The 22,439-nt window shown below is 70.9% G+C and carries 6 protein-coding genes and 1 pseudogene; all 7 read right to left on the bottom strand.

Annotated features, from left to right (window positions below; translation table 11 throughout):
* Positions 1–117: 117 nt before the first annotated feature.
* The 7 genes and pseudogenes from WMF46_RS03890 to WMF46_RS03920 all read right to left on the bottom strand — a co-directional run bounded on the left by WMF46_RS03890 (position 118) and on the right by WMF46_RS03920 (position 22,010).
* Positions 118–4,677, bottom strand: coding sequence for an nSTAND1 domain-containing NTPase (locus WMF46_RS03890; protein ID WP_437987848.1), 4,560 nt, complete (start codon positions 4,675–4,677; stop codon positions 118–120).
* A 468-nt stretch (positions 4,678–5,145) separates the two neighbouring features.
* Positions 5,146–5,907 (bottom strand): annotated as a pseudogene (locus WMF46_RS03895) (protein kinase domain-containing protein); the annotation flags it as partial.
* Positions 5,908–6,359: 452 nt separating this feature from the next.
* On the bottom strand, positions 6,360–12,065 hold the full coding sequence (locus WMF46_RS03900) for an nSTAND1 domain-containing NTPase (protein ID WP_437987849.1): 5,706 nt from the start codon (positions 12,063–12,065) through the stop codon (positions 6,360–6,362).
* An 897-nt stretch (positions 12,066–12,962) separates the two neighbouring features.
* Positions 12,963–18,560 carry an nSTAND1 domain-containing NTPase gene (locus WMF46_RS03905; protein WP_437984360.1) on the bottom strand — a complete coding sequence of 1,866 codons (5,598 nt, stop codon included), beginning with the start codon at positions 18,558–18,560 and terminating at the stop codon, positions 12,963–12,965.
* Positions 18,561–18,700: 140 nt separating this feature from the next.
* Positions 18,701–19,669, bottom strand: coding sequence for a lipase family protein (locus tag WMF46_RS03910; protein ID WP_437984361.1), 969 nt, complete (start codon positions 19,667–19,669; stop codon positions 18,701–18,703).
* A 482-nt stretch (positions 19,670–20,151) separates the two neighbouring features.
* Entirely contained in the window at positions 20,152–20,391 is a 240-nt protein-coding gene (locus WMF46_RS03915; RefSeq protein WP_437984362.1) for a ComEA family DNA-binding protein, read from the bottom strand.
* 410 nt (positions 20,392–20,801) lie between these two features.
* Complete coding sequence (locus WMF46_RS03920) at positions 20,802–22,010, bottom strand: aminoglycoside phosphotransferase family protein (protein ID WP_437984363.1); 1,209 nt, start codon at positions 22,008–22,010, stop codon at positions 20,802–20,804.
* Positions 22,011–22,439: the final 429 nt, after the last annotated feature.

The raw sequence follows: 22,439 nt of genomic DNA on the forward strand, positions 1-22,439 counted from the left end.
CGGGGCCACATGACCCGGCGTCATCCATCTCCATGTCCATGCGCTCGCCAAGGATGATGCGAAGCCCCTTGCTCCCCGCCGGAAGACCCCTCCTCTGGACCTCTCCTGTCCTTCAGCTCACCGCTGCTCCCTGGCAGCCGCGCGGGCCTCCTCCACGCGGCGCAGGCAGGCTTCCCGGTCGGCTCGGGCCATGGCTTCGGGCACGCGAAGGAGCTCTATCCTCCGCTCGACGGGCATGCAGTAGGTGGTCGCGGTCCACAGCCTCGGATCATCGACGCCGCGGAGCGAATCGAGGTCGGTCCATACCCGCGCGATCTTGTCGTCGGACGCCGTGACGATGCGCTTGCCATCGGGGCTGAACGCCGCGTTGTTGACCGCGGCGTCGGAGGCACGGAGGACCACGGGCTTGCCCGTGCCGTCGGCGTTCCACACCCGCGTCGTCTTGTCCTGTGATGCGGTGACGATGCGCTCGCCGTCAGGGCTGAACATCGCCGATTGCACCCAGTGCTCGTGACCGCGAAGGACCAGGGGCTCACCCGTGCCGTCGGCGTTCCACACCCGCGCGGTCCTGTCATAGGACGCGGTGACGATGCGCTTGCCGTCGGGGCTGAACACCGCCGAACGGCCCCGATCCTCGTGACCGCGAAGGACCAGGGGCTTGCCCGTGCCATCGGCGTTCCAGACCCGCGCGGTCTTGTCATAGGACGCGGTGACGATGCGCTTGCCGTCCGGACTGAACGCCGCCGAACGGACCCGATCCTCGTGACCGCGAAGGACCAGGGGCTTGCCCGTGCCATCGGCGTTCCAGACCCGCGCGGTCTTGTCATAGGACGCGGTGACGATGCGCTTGCCGTCGGGGCTGAACGCCGCGGAAAAGACTCTCTCCTTGTGACCGCGAAGGACCAGGGGCTCGCCCGTGCCGTCGGCGTTCCAGACCCGCGCGGTCTTGTCCCACGACGCGGTGACGATGCGCTTGCCGTCGGGGCTGAATACCGCCGAACGGACCCGATCCTCGTGACCGCGAAGGACCATGGGCCCGCCTGTACCGTCGATGTTCCAGACCCGCGCGGTCTTGTCATAGGACGCGGTGACGATGCGCTTGCCGTCGGGGCTGAATGCCGCCGAATAGACCCGATCCTCATGACCGCGAAGGATTCTGGGCTCGTTCGTGCGATCGACGTTCCAGACCTGCGCGGTCCTGTCAAAGGACGCGGTGACGATGCGCTTGCCATCGGGGCTGAACGCCGCCCAGCGGACCCCATCTTCGTGGCCACCAAGGACCATGGGCTCGCCCGTGCCGTCGGTGTTCCAGACCCGCACGGTCCTGTCATAGGACGCGGTGGCAATATGCTTGCCATCGGGGCTGAACGCCGCCGAATAGAGCACCCCCTCGTGACCACGGAGGACCACGGGCTCGCCGGTGCCATCGGCGTTCCAGACCCGCGCGGTCTTGTCATAGGACGCGGTGACGATGCGCTTGCCGTCAGGGCTGAAGGCTGCTGTAGAGACTAGAGCCCCGTGACCGCGAAGGGCCATGGGCTCGCCCGTGCCGTCCGCGTTCCAGACCCGCACGGTCCTGTCATCGGATGCGGTGACGATGCGCTTGCCGTCAGGGCTGAACGCCGCTGAATAGCTCACAACCGCATACCCGCCAAGGACCATGGGCTCGCCCGTGCCGTCGGCGTTCCAGACCCGCACGGTCCTGTCATAGGACGCGGTGACGATGCGCTTGCCGTCAGGGCTGAACGCCGCCGAAGTGACCCCATCCGTGTGACCACGAAGCACCACCGGCTCGCCCGTGCCGTCGGCGTTCCAGATCCGCACGGTCGTGTCATCGGACGCGGTGGCAATACGCTTGCCGTCAGGGCTGAAGGCCGCTCTGGTGACTCGAGCCCCGTGACCGCGAAGGACTATGGGCTCGCCCGTGCCGTCGGCGTTCCAGACCCGCACGGTCCTGTCCGAGCAGGCGGTGACGATGCGCCTGCCGTCAGGGCTATAGCCCGCATACACGACGAGATCTGGATGGCTGAGCACCGCGCGAGCGACCCGGCTGTGCAGCGCCCATCGCGCGAGGACGGCCCACCCTCGCGGCACGTCGGGCCGCTCGATCTCGCGCAAGATCGCCAGCACGGTCGTGGGGGCGGCCTGGAGCTCACGCGCCGTGGCCATGCGGGTCGCGTTGCGCGCCTCCCGGGCTTCGGCCTGCGCACGAGCCGCTTCCTGATCGGCGCGCGCAGCTTGCTGGCTGGCGTCTATCGCCAGGCGCGACACGACGAGCGCGACCGCGCCGAGCGTGACGAGCACGCCCATCAGGAACCGCTGGCGCCGGCGCAGGCGCCGCGCGCGCTCGGACAGGGCCACGACGGCGAGCAGATAGCGCTCCTCGCGCTTGCTGAGCCCGACGCGAAAGGCGTCTCCCTGCTCGGCGCGACGGCGCTCGTACCAGGCCCTGGCGTCCTCTGCCGCGCGGTCTCGCCAGAGCAGCCCCTCGGCCTCACCGCTCGCCTTCCACTGCTGGGCTGCGACGCGCAGCCGGGCCAGGAGCTGCGCGTCTTGCTCGCTCTCGGCGAGCCACTGACCGAGCTTCGGCCACCTGTCGATCAAGGACTCGTGGACCAGCTCCACGGTCGTGCCCTCGCCATCTCCGCCGGTCTCTCCACCCACCCCGATGAGCAAGAGCCGCGCGCCGGCCAGGTGCTGGACCACCTGCGCGATCGCCTCGGCGCCGTCCCCCGCGCCCCCCAGCGCGAGCTCCTGGAGCTCGTCCATGCCGACGACCGCGCGCGTGCGTTCAGGGGTGACCAGGCGGAGCAGCACCGCCCGGACCAGGCGCTGCTCGCGCAGCGGCAGCGCCGCGAGCACCGCGTCCGCATGGGCGGACAGGGCGCCGGCGACACCGCCGAGCCGTTCGTAGCTGTCCCGTGTGAGGAGCCGGCGCTCGCGATCCCGCGTCTCCCACAGCTTGCCGGCCGTGAACTGCAGGAGCGGCAGCGGGCTCCGCGTGCTCTCCAGCGTGCCCAGCATGTGCTCGACCATCTCCGCGGTCTCGAAGCGAACCCCGGCCGCCTCGAGCGGCCGCGTCAAGGCCTCGCGCAGGCCGTCGCGCCCGAGGGGCGGCAGGAACGACAGCCCGCGGGTCACGCCGGCCATGAAGTCGCGCTGATCGGCCAGGCGATCGAGGAAATCCGAGCGGATGGCGAGCAGGACGCGCAGGGGCGACGAGGCGTCGTCGGCGACGCCCTCCAGACACGCGACGAACACCGCCCGCTCCTCGGGGGTGGCGCCGAGCGTGTAGAGCTCCTCGAACTGATCGACGAAGAGCAGGACGCGGTGCCTGGGTCCGTCACGGCGACAGCGCGCGCGCAGCCGAGCGCCCAGATAGCCCGGCTGGGCGCGCAACGTGGCGACGAGCCCGTCGTGATCGGGCAGCTCGGGCGAGCTCGCCGTTGCGCCCGTCCCGGACGCCAGCTCGGCGATCTGTACGAGCACATCGGCGAGCGCGGACAGCGGGCGGCGCCCCGGGCGCAGGATGAACGCCTCCCAGCGAGCCTCGGAGCGCTTCAAGGCCGGGATGACCCCCGCGCGAACGAACGACGATTTGCCCGCCCCGGCGGGCCCGGCGACGGCCAGGAGCTGCTGAGTGCGCAGCCTCGCCGCCATGGCGGCGGTATCGTGATCGCGGCCGAAGAAGCGCGCGGCGTCCGCCTCCTGGAAGGTGAACAGGCCGGCGAACGGGTTCTCGCCCTCGCTCAGGTCGAGCGCCTTCCGACATGGCAGGACCGCCTCGAGCTCGGCGAGGAGCTCCCTGGCCGAGCCGATGCGCTCGGCCCTGTGCTTCTTCAGGCAGCGGTCGACGAGGGCGCCGAGCGCGCCCATGTCGGGGCGCCTCTCGCTCACGCTTGGCATCGGGACATCGAAATCCACGATGTCCGAGAGCCGTGCGCGCGAGAACGGGTGCAGCGGGTGCGCCCCCGTGAGCAGCTCGTACAGGATGATGCCCATGGCCCAGAGGTCGGTGCGACAATCCACGTCGCTGCCCAGCAATTGCTCGGGCGACATGTAGTGAGGCGTGCCGACGACCGCGCTCTTCCGGTGCTGGACGGCGTCTCCGGTGAGCGCCGCCCGCGCGCCCGTGATCGTCGGGGCCGCGCCCGCGTCGATCTGCTTGGCGATGCCGAAATCGAGCACCTTGATGCACCCGGCGTCGTCCAGGCAGATGTTCTCCGGCTTGAGATCGCGGTGCACGATCCCGTGCTCGTGCGCGCAGAGCAGCGCGCGAACCACCGGGACCACGAGCTCGACCACCTGGCGGGGCGACATCGACCCGGGCGGCGCGGAGGCGGGGGGCGACCCGGGCGTGCTGGGGCGCTCGCGCTGGGCCATCCATTCGCGCAGCGAGCGGCCCTTGATGTACTCGAACACGAGGTAGGGACATCCAAGGATCTCGTCGACCTCGTGGATGACGACGATGTTCTCGTGCCTGCAGCGCGCCGTGGCCCGCGCCTCGTCCAGGAAGCGCTCGACCGTCTGCCCGGTGTAACGGAGGAGGAGCTTGATCGCGACCAGGCGGCCGAGCGTCGTGTCGCGGGCCAGGTACACGACCCCCATGCCGCCCTGGCCCAGCTTGCGAATGATCTCGTAGTGCTGCTTGAGGACGTCGCCGGCCTTCAGGTGCATGCGGCCGGCGATGGGCTCCGCCGGCGCCCCCGCATCAGCGGTCCGGAGAGGCACGGCGTCGCGCGCTTGCCCGCTGGATGTCGGGCTGGCCGGGGCCTCGGCGAGCGTGCACGCGGGCTCCTCGCCGGAGGTCCCGGGCGCGCCCAGGTCGTCAGGGTGGATCGCCGCCTCCCGTCCCGAGGCGGTCAGGGCGCAGCCGGCGGCCTCCTCTCGCCTCGCCCCGGCGCCGCTCGGCGCGGCGTCCAGGGTCAGGTCCTCCCGGCGGAGCCCGGCCACCTCGCAGGCGTCGAGCTCGCACAGCAGACCGTCCGCCGTGCCGGCCCGCGCCGCGACATCCTCGATCGTCGCCCGTCGCAAGATGGCCCCGAGCGGGTGATCGAGGAGCGCGCGCGGGATCCGGCCGGGCTCGCCGCCTTCCGGCGTGAGAGGGTCTCCGTCCGGAGACATTCCGCAGGCTGCCCGCCTGCCCGTGAGGCACTCGAGGAACACGAGCCCCCACGCGTACAGGTCCGAGCGCGCTATCGGCGCGAACCCCCGGCGCTGCTCGGGCGCCGCGTAGGCCTGCGCGCCGACGAGCTCGGTGCTGGAGGCGTGCGCTCCGTCCGCTCCGCCGCGCGCTCCGTCCGCTCCGTCCGCTCCGCCGCGCGCTCCGGCGGCGACCGCGGCGAAGCCGAAGCCGAACAGCAGCGCGCTCCGCTCTGCCCCCGAGGGCACGACCATCACGTGGGCCGGCCTGACGTCCCCGTGGACCATGCCCTGCCGGTGCGCGCAGGCCAGCGCGTCGAGGACCTGCCTCATCAGGCGTCGCGCCTCCTGCGGCTCGAGCGCGCCGTGGACCGACAGCAGCTCGGCCAGGCTCTGCCCTGGCGCGCGCTCGAACACGGTATAGAGCTGCCCCTCGTCCGTCTGTCCCGCGTCGATGAGCTGGACGATGTTGGGATGGCGGAGCCGCGCGCAGCGGCCCATCTCCCGCAGGAAGCGCGCGCGGCGGCGTCGCGCGATGCCCCCGGAGACCCCCTCCGGGAGGATGCGTACGACCTCGAGGACGACGGGCTGCCCACCCGCGATCTGCCGCCCGTGGTAGATCGCGGCGTGGGGGGTCTCCCAGGGCGAGGAGAGGATCTCGTAGCGGCCCTGGAACAACGTCCTTGGAGCGAGGGTCACCTGGTTCATCATGGTCCCTCCGGTCGCGGCCGCCTCGCGTGGCAGCTGCGGGCGAAACGTCCTCATCCGGATCGATGTCGCCGACACAGCGAGCCCGGCGGTCGAGCTTGCCCCGCGCCTGCCGGGAGAGCTCGATGAGGTGGCCGGCCCGACTCTGGGGCAGCCAGCCTCGATGCCCTATCGCTTCTTCTTCGGGCAGCCAACCTCGCTGCCCATCGCTGTTTCTATAGAGTCGTCTCCGCCCCTCGTCCGGCACAAGCGTGTAGCCAGCGCACCTCACGGCGCCCGCCCTGTACGAGCGGCCGTGCGTCGCCGAGCCCCGGGCAGGCTCGGGGAAAGATCGCTGGGGGCGAACCCGGACGTGCTGGGATCCGCGGGAGACGACGGAGAGGCGCGGAAAGATCGCGACGTGCCTCAGCATCAGCTACCGGGACGCACCCGCTCGCCTTGGCCGAGGACGATGCGGAGCTCCTTGCCCCCTGAACTACCCATCCTCCCGTCCTCTCTCTTCTTTCTGCTCAAGGCTGCTCCCGGGCCGCCCCGCGGGCCTCTTCGACGCGGCGCAGGCAGGCTTCCCGGTCGGCCCGGGCCATGGCTTCGGGTACGCGAAAAAGCCCTGTCCTCCGATCGACGGGCATGCAGTAAGCGGTCGCGGTCCACAGCCGCGGATCACCGATGCCGCGGAGCGGCTCCAGATCGGTCCACACCCGCACGACCTTGTCGTCGGATGCGGTGACGATGCGCTTGCCATCGGGGCTGAAGCTCGCGTCATTGATCGCGGCCTCAGAGCCACGAAGGACCAGGGGTTCGCCTGTGCCGTCGGCGTTCCACACCCGCGCTGTCGTGTCCTGTGATGCGGTGACGATGCGCTCGCCGTCAGGGCTGAACATCGCCGATTGCACCCAGTGCTCGTGATCGCGAAAGACGATGGGCGCGCCGGTGCCGTCGGCGTTCCACACGCGAGCGGTCTTGTCGAAGGATGCGGTGACGATGCGCTTGCCGTCGGGGCTGAACGCCGCCCGACGGACGCGATCTCCGTGACCCCGAAGGACGATGGCCGCGCCGGTGCCGTCGGCGTTCCACACGCGCGCCGTCGTGTCCCAGGACCCGGTGACGATGCGCTTGCCGTCAGGGCTGAACGCCGCCGAAGCGACCTGCTCCTCGTGACCCCGAAGAACGATGGGCTCGCCCCTGCCGTCAGCGTTCCACACGCGCGCGGTCCCGTCCCAGGACGCGGTGACGATGCGCGCGCCGTCAGGGCTGAACGCCGCGGAAGAGACCACATCCTGGTGGCCGCGCAGGACCACGGGCTTGCCGGAGCCGTCGGTGTTCCACACTCGGGCGGTCTTGTCGTAGGACGCGGTGACGACGCGCCTGCCGTCGGGGCTGAACGCCGCGGAGCAGAGCCGACTCTCGTGGCCGCGCAGGACCACGGGCTTGCCGGAGCCGTCAGCGCTCCACACGCGCGCGGTCCTGTCCCAGGAAGCGGTGACGATGCGCTCGCCGTCAGGGCTGAACGCCGATGTATAGACCTGATCCTCGTGGCCACGAAGGGGGATGGGCTCGTTCGCGTCCTCGGCGCTCCACACGCGAGCGGTCTTGTCTATGGACGCGGTGACGATGCGCTCGCCACCGGGGCTGAACGCCGCGGAATAGACTCCATCGTCGTGACCACGGAGGGCCACGGACTGGCCCTTGCCGTCAGCGTTCCACACGCGAGCGGTCTTGTCGTGGGACGCGGTGACGATGCGCTTGCCGTCAGGGCTGAACGCCGCCGAAAAGACCCGTTCCTCATGGCCGCGAAGGACCACGGGCTCGCCGGACCCGTCGGCGTTCCACACCCGGGCGGTCCTGTCCCAGGAGCCGGTGGCGATGCGCTTGCCGTCAGGGCTGAAGGTGGCCGAGACGACCCGATCCTGGTGGCCGCGCAGGAGTATGGGCTTGCCGGAGCCGTCGGCGTTCCACACCCGAGCGATCCCATCCCAGGAGCCGGTGGCGATGCGCTTGCCGTCGGGGCTGAACGTCGCAGAATCGATCCGATCCTCATGACCGCGAAGGACCACGGGCTCGCTGGAGCCGTCGGCGCTCCACACCCGGGCGGTCCTGTCCCAGGAGCCGGTGACGATGCGCTTGCCGTCGGGACTGAACGTGGCTGAAGTTACCGCACCCTGGTGACCGCGCAGGACCATGGGCGCGCCGGAGCCGTCGGCGTTCCACACGCGAGCGGTCTTGTCGTAGGACGCGGTGACGATGCGCTTGCCGTCGGGGCTGAACGCCGCCGAAGAGACCCGATCCTTGTGGCCTCGAAGGACCACGAGCGTGCCTGTGCCGTCGGCGTTCCACACCCGCACGGTCCCGTCGGCGCAGGCTGTGACGATGCGCTCGGCGTCGCGGCGATAGGCTGCGTGCATGACCGAGTCCGGGTGGCTGAGCACCGCGCGCGCGAGCCGTCTGTGCAGCGCCCAGCGCGCGAGGACGGCCCACCCTCGCGGTACGTCGGGCGGCTCGATCTCGCGCAAGATCGCCAGCACGGTCGTGGGATCGGCCTGCAGCTCACGCGCCGTCGCCATGCGGGTCGCGTTGCGCGCTTCCCGCGCTTCGGCCTGCCGGCGGGCCGCCTCCTGGTCGGCGCGCGCGGCTTCCTGGTGAGCGTCTATCGCCAGGCACGACACGATGAACGCGACCATGACGAGCGTGGCGATCACGCCCATGACGAGCCACCGGCGCAGGCGCCGCGCGCGCTCGAGGAGGGCCACGACGGCCAGCAGGTAGCGCTCCTCGCGCTCGCTGAGCGCCACGCGAAGGTCGGCTCCCTGGGCGGCGCGACGGCGCTCGTACCACGCCCTGGCGTCCTCCGCCGCGCGATCTCGCCACAGCAGCCCCTCGGCTTCACCGCTTGCCTCCCACTGCTGGGCCGCGGCGTGCAGCTGGGCCAGGAGCCGCGCGTCTTGCTCGCTCTCGGCGAGCCACAGCGCGAGCTTTGGCCACCTTTCAATCAAGGACTCGTGGACCAGCTCCACGGTCGTGCCCCCGCTATCTCCGCCTGCCTCTGCGCCCGCCGCGATGAGCAAAAGCCGCGCGCCGGCCAGGTGCTGGATCACCTGCGCGACGGACCCGGCGCCGTCTCCGGCGCCGCCCCGCGCGAGCTCGTGAAGCTCGTCCATTCCCACCACCGCGCGCGTGCGCTCCGGCGTGACCAGGCGCAATAGCACCGCGCGAGCCAGCCGCTGCTCGCGCAGCGGCAGCGCCGAGAGCACCGCGTCGGCGTGGGCCGACAGGGCGCCGGCGACGCCGCCGAGCCGCTCATAGCTGGCCTGCGTGAGGAGCCGGCGCCCGCGATCCCGCGCCTCCCAGAGCTTGTCGGCCGTGAACTGCAGGAGCGGCAAGGGGCTCCGCGTGCCCTCCAGCGTGCCCAGCATGTGCTCGACGATCTCCGCGGTCTCGAAGCGATACCCGGCCGCCTCGAGCGGCCGCGTCAAGGCCTCGCGCAGGCCGTCGCGCCCGAGGGACGGCAGGAACGAGAGCCCGCGGGTCACGTCGAGCATGAAGTCGCGGTGCTCGGCCAGGCTGTCGAGGAAATCCGAGCGGATGGCGAGCAGGACGCGCAGGGGCGACGAGGCGTCGTCGGCCACGCCCTCCAGACACGCGACGAACGCCGCCCGCTCCTCGGGGGCGGCGCCGAGCGTGTAGAGCTCCTCGAACTGATCGATGAAGAGCAGGACGCGGTGCCCGGGCCCGTCACGGCGGCAGCGCGCGCGCAGCCGGGCGCCCAGAGAACCCGGCTCGTCGCGCAGGAGGGCGACGAGCCCGTCGTGGTTGGGGAGATCGAGCTCGGGCGAGCCCGCCGTCGCGCTCGTCCTGCGCTCCGCCTCGGCGACCTGCACGAGCACATCGGCGAGCGCGTACAGCGGTCGGCGCCCCGGGCGGAGGATGAACGACTCGCCGCGGATCCCGGCCGCCTTCAGGGCCGGGATCACGCCCGCGCGCACGAACGACGACTTGCCCGCCCCGGAGGGCCCGGCGACGGCCAGGAGCTGCTGGGTGCGCAGCCTCGCCGCCATGGCGGCGATCTCGTGGTCGCGGCCGAAGAAGCGCGCGGCGTCGGCCTCCTGGAACGCGGACAGGCCGGCGAACGGGCTCTCGCCCTCGCCCAGGTCGAGCGACTTTCGACCTGGCAGGAGCGCCGCGAGCTCGGCGAGGAGCTCCATGGCCGAGCCGATGCGCTCGGCCCTGTGCTTCTTCAGGCAGCGGTCGATGAGGGCGCCGAGCGCGCCCATCTCCGGGTGCCGCTCGCTCAGGCTGGGCATCGGGACGTCGAGATCCGCGATGGCCGGGAGCCGCGCGAACGAGAACGGGTGCAGCGGATGCTTGCCCGTGAGCAGCTCGTAGAGGATGACGCCCACCGCCCAGAGGTCGGCGCGACCATCGATGTCCATGCCCAGCAATTGCTCGGGCGCCATGTAGCCAGGTGTGCCGACGATCGCGCTCTGCTGGTGCTGGCCAGCACCTCCGGCGAGCGCCCTCGGCGCGCTCGCGAGCGAGGGGACCACGCTCGCGTCGATCCGCTTGGCGAGGCCGAAATCGAGCACCTTGATGCAGCCCGCGTCGTCAACGCGGATGTTCTCCGGCTTGAGATCGCGGTGCACGATCCCGAGCTCGTGCGCGCAGACCAGCGCGCGAATCACCGGAATCATGAGCTCGACCACTTGGCCGGGCGATATCGGGCCGGGCGGCGTAGGAGCGAAGGGCGATCCCCGCGTGGCGGGGCGTTCGCGCTGGGCCATCCATTCGCGCAGCGAGCGACCCTTGATGTACTCGAGCACGAGGTAGGGGTATCCGCGGATCTCGTCGACCTCGTGGATGACCACGATGTTCTCGTGCCTGCAGCGCGCCGTGGCCCGCGCCTCGTCGAGGAAGAGCTCGATTCCCTGCCCGGTGTATCTGAGGAGGAGCTTGACCGCGACGAGGCGGCCGAGCTTCGTGTCGCGGGCCAGGTAAACGATCGCCATGCCGCCCCGGCCCAGCCTGCGGATGATCTCGTAGTGCTTGAGGACGTCGCCGGCCTTCAGGTACACGCGGTCCGCGACGGGCTCCACCGGCGTCCCCGCATCACTGGTCCGGGGGGGCGCGGTGCCGCGCGCGCGCTCGCTGGATATCGGGCTGGCCGGGGCTTCGGCGAGCGTGTGTGTGCGCGCGGGCTCCGCGCCGGAGGTCCAGGGCGTGCCCAGGCCGTCATGCTGAGTCGCGCCGTCTCGTTCCGACGCGGTCAGGGCGCGGCCGGCAGCCTCCTCCCTCTTCAGCTCCTCGCCGCTCGGCGTGTCGTCCAAAGTTAGGTCCTCCCTGCGGAGCCCGGCCACCTCGCAGGCGTCGAGCTCGGACAGGAGGCCGTCGGCCGTGGCGGCCCGCGCGGCGACGTCCTCGATCGTCGCGCATCGCAAGAGGGACCCGAGCGGGTGATCGAGGAGGGCGCGAGGGATCCGGCCGGGCTCACCGCGCTCTGGCCGGGGAGCGTCCCCGTCCGGCGACAGGCTGCGACCCAGCCGCCTGCCCGTGAGGCACTCGAGGAACACGAGCCCCCACGCGTACAGGTCCGAGCGCGCGATCGGCGGGAATCCTCGGCGCTGCTCGGGCGCCGCGTAGGCCTGCGAGCCGACGAGCTCGGTGCCCGAGGCGTGCCCTCCGTCCTCCTCGTCCCGTGTACCGGCGGCGAGCGCGCCGAAGCCGAAGCCGAACAGCAGCGCGCGCCGCTCTGCCCCGGAGGATGCGATCATCACGTGGGCCGGCCTGACGTCCCCGTGGACCATCCCCTGCCAGTGCGCGCAGGCCAGCGCGTCGAGGACCTGCCTCATCAGGCGCCGCGCCTCCTCTGGATCGAGGGCGCCGCGGGCTGACAGCAGCTCGGCCAGGCTCTGCCCGGGTGCGCGCTCGAAGACGGCATAGAGCTGCCCCTCGTCTGTCTGCCCCGCGTCGATGGGCCGGGCGATGTTGGGATGGTGGAGCCGCGCGCAGCGGCGCATCTCCAGCAGAAAGCGCGCGCGGCGGCGGCGCGCGACGTCGTCGGAGGCCCCCTCCGGGAGGAGGCGTATGACCTCGATGACGACCGGCTGCCCATTCGCGATCTGCCGCCCGTAGTAGATCGCGGCGTGGGGGGTCTCCCAGGGCGAGGAGAGGATCTCGTAGCGGTCCTGGAACAACGTCCTTGGAGCGAGGGTCACCTGGTTCATCATGGTCCCTCCGGTCGCGGCCGCCTCGCGTGGCAGCTGCGGGCGAAACGCCCTCATCCGGATCGATGTCGCCGACGCAGCGAGCCCGGCGGTCGAGCTTGCCCCGCGCCCGCGGAGAGAGCTCGATGAGGTGGCCGGCCCGACGCTCGGCAGCCAGCCTCGCTGCTCTGTCGCTTCTTCTTCGGGCAGCGAACCTCGCTGCCCATCGCTGTTTCTATAGAGTCGTCTCCGCCCCTCGTCCGGCACAAGCGTGTACCCAGCGCACCTCACGGCGCGTGCCGCCAGCCGCCCTGCCGGACGAGCATGGCATCAAGCCAGCTGGCGAGGGGAGCGGATGCAGAGGGCGCTTTGGAGCAGAGGGCGCCGGGACAGAATGCGCGCGGCGCAGCGCAGCGGGCGCTCCGGCCTGGCCTTGTGGCGTCAGCCGCCGCAGGACCAGGCCGCTCGGCGTGCCCTGCCCGGTCCCGCTTCGCTCTCGCCTCGTGCGCTGCCGGCCTCGCCTCGCCGCCGCGCGTGCGACGGCGGGGCTCTTCTTCGTCGCCGGCCTGACCCTCGGCGCGCAGGGCCGCGCCGAGGCCCCGAGGCTCGAGCGAGGCGGTCGCCGGCGCCGGAGGGCAGGGGGCGAACCCGGACGTGCTGGGCTCCTGCGGAGACGACGGGGAGGAAGGGGAGTCGCTGAGGTTTCCGCCGTGAGGGCGTAGGGCGGCGCGAGAGGGGAGGCGGAACGGGGAGGTCGCGATGGGGTGGGGCGGCCTCGCGAGGGGGCCGGGTTAGGCCGGGACCGAAACGGGAGGCCTCGGAGGGGGCGCGAGGAGGTCGCGACGTGGCAGCGTGCCATGGCGAGGGGGGCGGCGGATCCGAGACCGGAATGGATGGCCACCGAAGGGCGGAAACAGCTCACCGCTGCTCCCGGGCCGCCGCGCGAGCCTCCTCGACGCGGCGCAGGCAGGCGTCTCGGTTCGCTCGGGCCATGGGCTCGGGCACGCGAAGGAGCTCTATCCTCCGCTCGACGGGCATGCAGTAGGTGGTCGCGGTCCACAGCTTCGGGTCGTCGACGCCGCGGAGCGGCTCGAGGTCGGTCCACACCCGCACGAGCCTGTCGTCGGACGCGGTGACGATTCGCTTGCCATCCGGGCTGAAGGCCGCGGCGTTGACCGGAGAGTCGGAGCCGCGGAGGACCAGGGGCTCGCCCGTCCCATCGGCGTTCCACACCCGCGTCGTCTTGTCCTGGGAAGTAGTGACGATGCGCTTGCCATCGGGGCTGAACACCGCCGAATGCACCGTGTGCACGTGACCCCGGAGGACCAAGGGCTCGCCGGAGCCGTCGGCGTTCCACACCCGCGCTGTCCTGTCCTGGGACGCGGTGACGATTCGCTTGCCGTCGGGGCTGAACGCCGCGGAGCACACCGTGTGCCCGTGACCCCGGAGGACCAGGGGCTCGCCGGAGCCATCGGCGTTCCAGACCCGCGTCGTCTGGTCCAAGGACGCGGTGACGATACGCTTGCCGTCGGGGCTGAACACCGCCGATTCGATGCCATCCTCGTGACCGCGAAGCACCAGGGGCTCGCCCGTGCCATCCGCGTTCCACACCCGTGCGGTGTTATCTTCCGACCCGGTGACGACGCGTTTGCCATCGGGGCTGAACGCCGCCGAATAGACCGGATCCTCGTGACCGCGAAGGACCAAGGGCTCGCCCGTGCCATCCGCGTTCCACACCCGTACGGTCTTGTCAAACGACGCGGTGACGATGCGCTTGCCATCGGGGCTGAACGCCGCCGTACTGACCACCTTCTCGTGACCGCGAAGGACCAGGGGCTCACCCGTACCATCCGCGTTCCACACCCGTGCAGTCTTGTCCTCGGACGCAGAAACAATGCGCCTCGCGTCGGGACTGAACTCCGCCGACCAGACCTCGTCCTCGTGACCGCGAAGAACCAAGGACTCGCCCGTGCCATCCACGTTCCACACCCGTGCGGTCTTGTCAGTCGACGCCGTGACGATGCGCTTGCCGGCAGGGCTGAACGCTGCACGAATCTCATCGTCGTGACCGTGAAGAACCAGAGGCTCGCCCCTGCCGTCAGCGTTCCACACCCGTGCGGTCTTGTCGAGCGACCCGGTGACGATGCGCTCGCCATCGGGGCTGAACGTCGCCGAATAGACTTCCTCCGCGTGACCACGAAGGACCAGGGGCTTGCCCGTGCCGTCGGCGTTCCACACCCGCGCGGTACTATCGAACGACGCCGTGACGATGCGCTTGCCATCGGGGCTGAACTCCGCCGATCCGATTCCATCTTCGTGACCGCGAAGAACCAGGGGCTCGCCCGTGCCGTCGGCGTTCCACACCCGTGCGGTCTTATCGTACGACCCGGTGACAATGCGCTTGCCGTCAGGACTGAACGTCGCCGAACAAATCCCATCCTTGTGACCGCGAAGAACCAGGGGCTCGCCCGTGCCGTCGGCGTTCCACACCCGTGCGGTCTTGTCGAGCGACCCGGTGACGACGCGCTCGCCATCGGGGCTGAACGCCGCCGAATGGACTCCATCCTCGTGACCGCGAAGGACCAGGGGCTCGCCCGTGCCGTCGGCGTTCCACACCCGTGCGGTGTTATCTTCCGACCCGGTGACGACGCGTTTGCCATCGGGGCTGAACGCCGCCGAATAGACCCGATCCTCGTGACCGCGAAGGACCAGGGGCTCGCCCGTGCCGTCGGCGTTCCACACCCGTGCGATCTTATCGTACGACCCGGTGACAATGCGCAGGCCGTCGGGGCTATAGCCCGCGAACAGGACCGCATCCGGATGGCTGAGGACCGTGTGAGCGACCTGGCTGTGCAGCGCCCATCGTGCGAGGGCCGCCCACCCTCGCGGCACGTCGGGCGGCTCGATTTCGCGCAAGATCGCGAGCACGCTCGTGGGATCGGCCTGCTGCTCATGCGCCGTGACCATGCGGGTAGCGTTGCGCGCCTGCAGGGCCTCGACCTGCGCATGAACCGCTTCCTCATCGGCGCGAACCGCCAGGTACGACACCATGACTGCGATCGCCGCAAGCGCGACGATCGCGCCGGTGGCGAGCCGCCAGCGCAAGCGGCGCGCGCGCTCGGTGTGGTCCACGACGGCCAAAAGATAGCGCTCTTCGCGCCTGCTGAGCCCGACGCGCCCATCGGCTCCGCGGGCAGCGCGATGGCGCTCGTGCCACGCCCTGGCGTCCTGCGCCGTGCGATCGCGCCAGAGCAGCCCCTCGGCCTGGTCGCTCGCCTCCCACTGCTGAGCGGCGGAGCGCAGCCGCGCCAGGAACTGCGCATCTTGCTCGCTCTCGGCGAGCCACTGCCTGAGCTTCGGCCACCTCTCGATCAAGGACTCGTGGACCAGCTCCACCGTCGCGCGATCGCGCGCGCCGCCGGTCTCCTCGCCAGTTTCGATGAGCAGGAGCCGCGCGCCGGCGAGGCGCTGGACCACCTGCACGACCGCGTCGCCGGCATCGCCTTCGCCGTCCTGGGCCAGCTCGCGGAGCTCATCCAGGCTGACCACCGCGCGCGTGCGCTCGGGCGTGACCAGGCGCAAGAGCACCGCCCGGGCCAGCCGCTGCTCGCGAGATGGGAGCGCCGAGAGCACCGCGTCCGCGTGGGTGGACAGGGCGCCGGCGACGCCGCCGAGCTGGTCATAGCTGTCCCGCGTCAAGACCCGGCGCGCGCGATCCCGCGCCTCCCAGAGCTGAGCGGCCGTGAACTGCAAGAGCGGCAAGGGGCCCCGCGTGCTCTCGAGCGTGCTCAGCATGTGCTCGACCATCTCCGCCGTCTCGAAGCGATGAGCGGCCGCCTCGATCGGCCTCGTCAAGGCTTCGCGCAGGCCGTCGCGCCCCATCGGCGGAAGGAACCAGAGCCCGCGGGTCACGTCGTTCATGAAATGATGATCCTCGGCCATCCGATCGAGGAAGTCCGAGCGGACGGCGAGCAGGACGCGCAGGGGCGACGAGGCGTCGTCGGCCGCAGCTTCCAGGCAGGCGACGAACGCCGCCCGCTCCTCGGGCGCGGCGCCGAGCGTGTAGAGCTCTTCAAACTGATCGACGAAGACCAGGATACGGTGCACGGATCCCGCACGGCGACAGCGCGCGCGCAGCCGAACACCCAGATAGCCCGGCTGGGAGCGCAGGGTGGCGAGCAGCTCGTCGTGATCGGGGAGCTCGGGCGGACCCGTCGCTGCGCTGCTCGTGGACTCCGCCCCGGCGACCTGCGCGAGCACATCGATGAGCGAGGACAGGGGACGGCGCCCTGGGCGCAGAACAAACGCTTCCCAGCGCTCCTCGGATCCCTTCAAGGCCGGGATCACCCCCGCGCGCACGAACGACGACTTGCCTGCCCCGGAGGGCCCGGCGACGGCCAGGAGCGGCTGGTTGCGCAGCCGCGCCGTCGTGGCGGCGATCTCACGATCGCGGCCGAAGAACCGCGCCGCGTCCGCCTCCTGGAAGGCGGACAGGCCGGCAAACGGGCTCTCCTCCTCGCCGAGGTCGAGCGCCTTGCGACCGGGCAAGAGCGCCTCGAGCTCGGCAAGGAGCTCCAAGGCCGAGCCGACGCGCTCGGCCTTGCTCTTCTTCAAGCAACGGTCGACCAGGGCGCCAAGCGCACCCACATCCGGGCGCTTCTCGCCGAGGCGGGGCATCGGAACATCGAAGCTCGCGATGTCCGAGAGCCGCGCGCGCGAGAACGGCTCCAGCGGGTGCTCCCCCGTGAGCAGCTCGTACAGCATGATGCCCACGGCCCACAGGTCAGCGCGATGATCGACGTCCCCGCCCAGCAGTTGCTCGGGGGACATGTACCGTGGCGTGCCGACAGCCGCGCTTCTCCGGCGCTGGCCAGCGTCTCCGGCGAGCGCCGCCCGGGCGCTCGTCATCGTCGAGACCACCTTGGCCTCGATCTGCTTGGCGATACCGAAATCGACCACCTTGATGCATCCGGCGTCATCCAGGAGGATGTTCTCCGGCTTGAGATCGCGGTGCACGATCCCGTGCTCGTGCGCGCACACCAGCGCGCGAACCACCGGAGTCATGAGCTCGATCACGACGTTGGGCGCCCTCGGGCCGGGCGGCGTGTGGGCCCCGGGCGACCCGGAAGCGCCGGGGTGCTCTCGCTGGGCCATCCACTCGCGCAGCGTGCGACCCTTGATGTATTCGAGCACGAGGTAGGGATATTTACGAATCTCATCGACCTCGTAGATGACCACGATGTTGTCGTGCCTGCAGCGCGCCGTGGCCCGCGCCTCGGCCAGGAAGCGCTCGATCCTGTGCCCGCTGTACCTGAGCAGGAGCTTGAGCGCGACAAGTCGGCCGAGCTTCATGTCGCGGGCCAGGTACACGACGCTCATGCCGCCCTGGCCCAGCTTGCGGATGATCTCGTAATGCTTGATGCGGTCGCCGGCCTCCAGACGCATGACGCCCCTTGCGGGCCCAGCGGACGGTGGCGCAGCCGCCTCCTCCTGGGAGGGCTCAGCGTTGCCTGTTCGCTCCTCCGGCATCCGCGCCGCTGCCAATGCCGATGGAAGCGCGGCGCTGCTCGCTCGCTCCTCTGTCCTTCTCGCTGCTCCGATCGCCAGCTCGTCGTGCTTCACCAGGTCTTCCCGGCGGAGCCCGCCCACATCGCAGGCGTCGACCTCGCGCAGCAGGCCGTCGGCCGTGACGTTCCGCGCCGCGATCTCCTCGACCGTCGCCCGTCGCAAGAGGGTGCCGAGCGGGTGCTCGAGGAGCGCTCGAGGCATCCTCACTGGCTCACGGCCATCTCGCTGGAGAGCCGCTCCTTCCGGCGGCCCGCCGCGGCCTGCACGCCTGCCCGTGAGGCACTCGAGGAATACGAGCCCCCAGGCATACAGGTCCGAGCGCGCCGTCGGCGGGAACCCCCGGCGCTGCTCGGGCGCCAGGTAAGCCTGCGAGCCCACGAGCTCGCGGCCGGACACGGGCGCTTCCTCCTGGTCCGCTCGCGCGACAGCGGCGACCGCGCTGAAGCCAAAGCCGAGCACCAGGGCGCTCCGCTGTGCTTCCGAGGGCACGACCATCACGTGGGCCGGCCTGAGATCCCCGTGGACGACGCCCTGCCGGTGCGCGCAGCCCAGCGCGTCGAGGACCTGCCTCATCAGGTGCCGCGCCTCCGGGGGATCGAGCGGGCCTTGGGCCGACAGCAGCTCGGCCAGGCTCTGGCCGGGCACGCGCTCGAAGACAGCATAGAGCTGACCCTCGTCGGCCTGCCCCGCGTCGATGGGCCGGACGATGCCGGGATGGTGGAGCCGCGCGCAGCGGCTCATCTCCCGCAGAAATCGCGAGCGGCGACGGCGCGCCAGATCCGCGGGGCCGTGGTCCCGGGGGAGGCGCATGATCTTGAGGACGACCGGCTGCCCGCTCGCTATCTGCCGCCCCTCGTAGACGACGGCGAGCCTGCTCTCCCGGAGCAGGGAGAGGATCTCGTAGCAGCCCTGGAACACCGTCCTTGGAGCGAGGGTCTCCTGGTTCATCACAGCCCCTCCGGTCGCTGCCGCCTCGCGCGGTAGCCTCGGGCGAGCGGTCACGCACCGTCAGATCGACGCGTCACGTGGCGCGCGGAGCCGGACGCCCACGGCGGCCCGGCGCCGAGGGGCGGGGGCGCGGTGCCCGCCTACTCAAGCCTGAATCGGAAGATGGCTGGCTGGGCCGTGCCTAGCTGCGACGCCTCCACGTAGTTGGCCGGCGAGTGATCGCCCCACGAGAACGGCACCGGCACCCATCGGATGATGGGCAGCTGCTCCTTCACCCAGGCGAAGATGCCGACCGCCGCGCTCACGAGGAACGTGCGCGTCTGGCCCGCGATCTTGCCCTCGTACGTCCACCCCTGCCCCCTCGAGCGGTGCGCCCTCCCGAAGTGCACGAAGTACCCCGTCGAGAGCGGCGGCAGGCGCGGCACGATGTCGTTGTCATAAACGAATCGAAACAGCCTGTCCCCGAAGAGCTCTCCGGCCCTGGCAGCGAAGCCCGCGTCGCCGATCATGGGCTGCCCGAAGGTGTAGACCCCGCGGAGCCGCTGCCGGATCTCCCCGTACTTGCTGTCCGTGAACAGGCGCGCGGCGATGAGGGCCGCCATCGCTCCACCCAGGCTGTGACCGGTGATGAAAAGCGCCTCCAGCTTGCCCTGCGCCTCGGGCGCATGCCCGGCGGCAGGCGTCGACGCGACGTCGGGGCGCGGGGATATCTCGGTGCCCGGGAGGACATCACGGATGTGCTCGCCGCGCAGCGCTGCGGCGAGATGCTTGTCGATGATCGACCACATCACATCGACGTTGCGGGCGAAGCCGCCGTGGACGTGCCCGAGCGAACAGAATCGCTGCGACGCGACGCTCGCGTCCGTGAGCCAGTTGAAGAGGTTCCCCGGCTCGGTGCCCTTGACGCACAGGATGAGAAGCCGCCTGCACCTGCTCTGGATGAAGCACACGTCGCTCGCCACGAAGAGCGCATCGTTCCGCACGCTGATCCTCGCGAGGTCCCAGTCGCCGTAGACCGACATCGCCTTCTCCAGCGTGTCCAGATCCGAGTACATCCACGCCGATGCCAGGGACAGGATGAGCGTCGCCTCGGCGTCGGGCTCGCGCATCGCCGGATCCACCCGCAACATCCGCTGGATCGTGCCTTGTTCGGCGGATGGTTCGGCCGCGGCATCCGATCCGGGGACCGCTGACAGCCCCGTTATCTCCAGACACGGCGTTGCAACGATGGAATCGGTCATGAGCCCTCCCGTCATCAAGCTGCCTGGCTTCCCAGGACGCCGCTTCGTGCGAGTCGGACAGGCAAGCACCTTGCCACGGATCCTGTGTGCGCGCTCGACGAGCCTACCGCTGGCAGGTCCTCGATGCCAACCTGTGCGCCTGCGCCTGCGCGCGTCAAGCGACCAGGGCGAACGGGGCGGCATGGACGAAGCCGCTTCGCGACCATGTCGAACGGAGCCGCTCCGCGGCGGCGAACAACAGCCCTGCCGCGCTCTCTCCCCGGCGGGGCCGACCCATGCCGCTCAAGGCCTCGTAGGGTGTCTCGACGCGCCCAGCCTCAAGAGCAGCCTCAGGCTGTTCGTTCGCTGCCTCACCGAGGCTGTGTACGGCGCGCCGACGTGCTCGCGTGCGTCACGTAAAAGCCCGCGTCCTTCAGGCTCTCTACCATCATCGTGCTGATGCCGGTCTCCTGTTGCATTTGCTCCCAGCTGCTGAACCCCCCGAGCTGCTCGCGCTTCTGAACGATGATCTGCGCGCCTTGCTCGCTCACCTGGCTCACCCGTTGAAACTCATCCGCGCTCGCCTTGTTGATGTCGGTCGTGTCAGCCATTCGCGCCCCCGGGCAAGTTCTATGACTGCGGTCGTTTGGCCCTTACCCACCCCGAGCATGGTGCACCATGCTCGGGGTGGGGAGGGGCCCGCGGCGTCGAACAGCAAGATTGGACCGAGCAGCCGCTCGGCGCGGGGGCTGCAAGGCGCCGGCGGCGACTCCAGGCGAGCGGCGCGTCGCCCCTTGGTCCGAGCTTGCTCGCACGTTCGACGCTGGCGACAGGCCGAGCGGTCGACCGAACGCCTCGTGAACGCCACGAAGTTCACGGTCCCGCGCCGAAGGTATTCGAATTCCTGGTGCTCGACGTCGCCGGGGCGCATCGGGCGCAGTGGTACCCGTGCAGGTCTTGGCGGTAGAGCGAGTGAGTTCGCGTCTTGACCGTGTTGACCTTCACTGTGCCCACGTCGAGACTAGGAGGATCGAGAGCGCACCACCGCGGCTGTCCTCGCGAGCCACTCCACGGGATCTCTCGCGTGGTAGGGGTGCTCCGACGGCTCGATGTTGTCGAGGAACTTGCGGTAGATGGTCGCCTGGCGGGCCGCTGCGACGGGCGCGAGCAGCTCGGCGGCGCGCTCGGGGTCGGAGCCCGGGATCGCGGCGCGCCACGCGCGGCTCCAGGAGCTCCGGAGCGGCTCGACCGCGCCGGGCGGGGCCCCGTCGAGGAACGCTGGCTGATCGAGCAGCGGATGCCCGACGCCGCTGTCGCCCCAGTCCAGCAGGACGGCCGACGTCGCGCCGCCGCGGGCATTGCCGACGTGGAAGTCGCCGTGAACCAGCGTGTCGGGCAGCCCGGCCTCGGCCAGGCGAGCGAAGCGCTCGGGCAGGCCATCGACGAACCTGTCGAGGGTCGTCCGATCGCCGGCGGACAGCTCGGGCGTCCCCTCCACCACGTCCGCGATGAGCCGGGTCAGGGCCGGCGCGCGCCAGTCCGGCAGCCCCAGCGAAAGCAGGTCGTCGACCTGCCGGCTCGCGTCGCGCTGCAGCCCGACAAGCAGCGAGACCAACCGCTCCCGGACCGGCAGATCGGCCTCGTAGAGATCCTCGCCCGGGATCTCGGGCATCAGGATCCGCCGGCCGTCGTGGCCGAGGAGGGCCGGCACGGGCCCGCCCGCGAGCCGCGCGAGCACGGCCCCCTCGTGCCCGAAGAACGGAGGGACGTGCTTCAGCCAGAGCGTCTGGTCGCCGGCCCGGAGCCGCCACAGGCTCGACAGGTTCCACGACCGCATCTGCTCGGCGGGCGCCGTCCGCGAGAGGCCCCGATCGCGCAGGACGGCGTCCGCCCAGGCGAGGTCGTCCGCAGGCCCGCCCGGCCGAGCCCACGGCTGCCGGAGCGGGTGGTCGTCGAGCGCCCCGCGCCAGGGCTCGACGTCAGGCGGCGGCGCGTCGATCGCGGCCTCCGCGAGGTAGGTGACCGCTCCGCCGTGTGGAACCGGGAGCTCGGCGGCGAGCATCCGGAGGACCGTCACCTGGAGGCCGAAGCGCTCGAGGGCACCCCGGACGACCGATCGGACGTCCTGCCACCACGGCGTCGCGACAGGGTAGGGCGGCAGCGCGCCCACGAGCTCGCCCGTCGCGGTGAGGAGGACGAGTCGAACGAGGCGCGGCGGGTGGGTCGGCACCGGGCGATGATAGCGAATGGCCGGCGTCGCTCCAGTTCCGCCCGCCACAACGCGAGCGGCCGAGTTATACGCTCGGCGCAGGTTTCGGCGCTGGGGGACATTTGCGGTAAGGAGATTTCTTTGCTCTCGACTCGGGACATCCCCTTACACGATGCGACCGAGCGGCACCTGCCGCGCTCCGAGCTTCGGCTCCGTGGTGTCGTGTTGCTCAATCACGCAACGCCACGGAGGACTCAACCCTGGTAGCCGCCTCACCTTGCGCCCCTTGCGTCCCGGCTGGTGGAGCGAGCCATGGTACGACGATTGCTCCTCACTCCGCGCAGAGGAACACGGCGACTTCAGCGGCGCGCGCGGCGCGCGGGGCCGACGGAAGACGCGGAATCCAACGGAGCAAAATCATGGAATTGTCTCACTTGGCCCCTGTCCTTC

The sequence above is a fragment of the Sorangium sp. So ce117 genome, assembly GCF_051524395.1.
GTDB lineage: Bacteria > Myxococcota_A > Polyangia > Polyangiales > Polyangiaceae > Sorangium > Sorangium cellulosum_B.

Coding starts and splice junctions, on each gene's coding strand:
- WMF46_RS03905 (WP_437984360.1), bottom strand. CDS start 18,560: ATGAACCAGGAGACCCTCGCTCCAAGGACGGTGTTCCAGGGCTGCTAC.
- WMF46_RS03910 (WP_437984361.1), bottom strand. CDS start 19,669: ATGCGCGAGCCCGACGCCGAGGCGACGCTCATCCTGTCCCTGGCATCG.
- WMF46_RS03900 (WP_437987849.1), bottom strand. CDS start 12,065: ATGAACCAGGTGACCCTCGCTCCAAGGACGTTGTTCCAGGACCGCTAC.
- WMF46_RS03890 (WP_437987848.1), bottom strand. CDS start 4,677: ATGCACCTGAAGGCCGGCGACGTCCTCAAGCAGCACTACGAGATCATT.
- WMF46_RS03915 (WP_437984362.1), bottom strand. CDS start 20,391: ATGGCTGACACGACCGACATCAACAAGGCGAGCGCGGATGAGTTTCAA.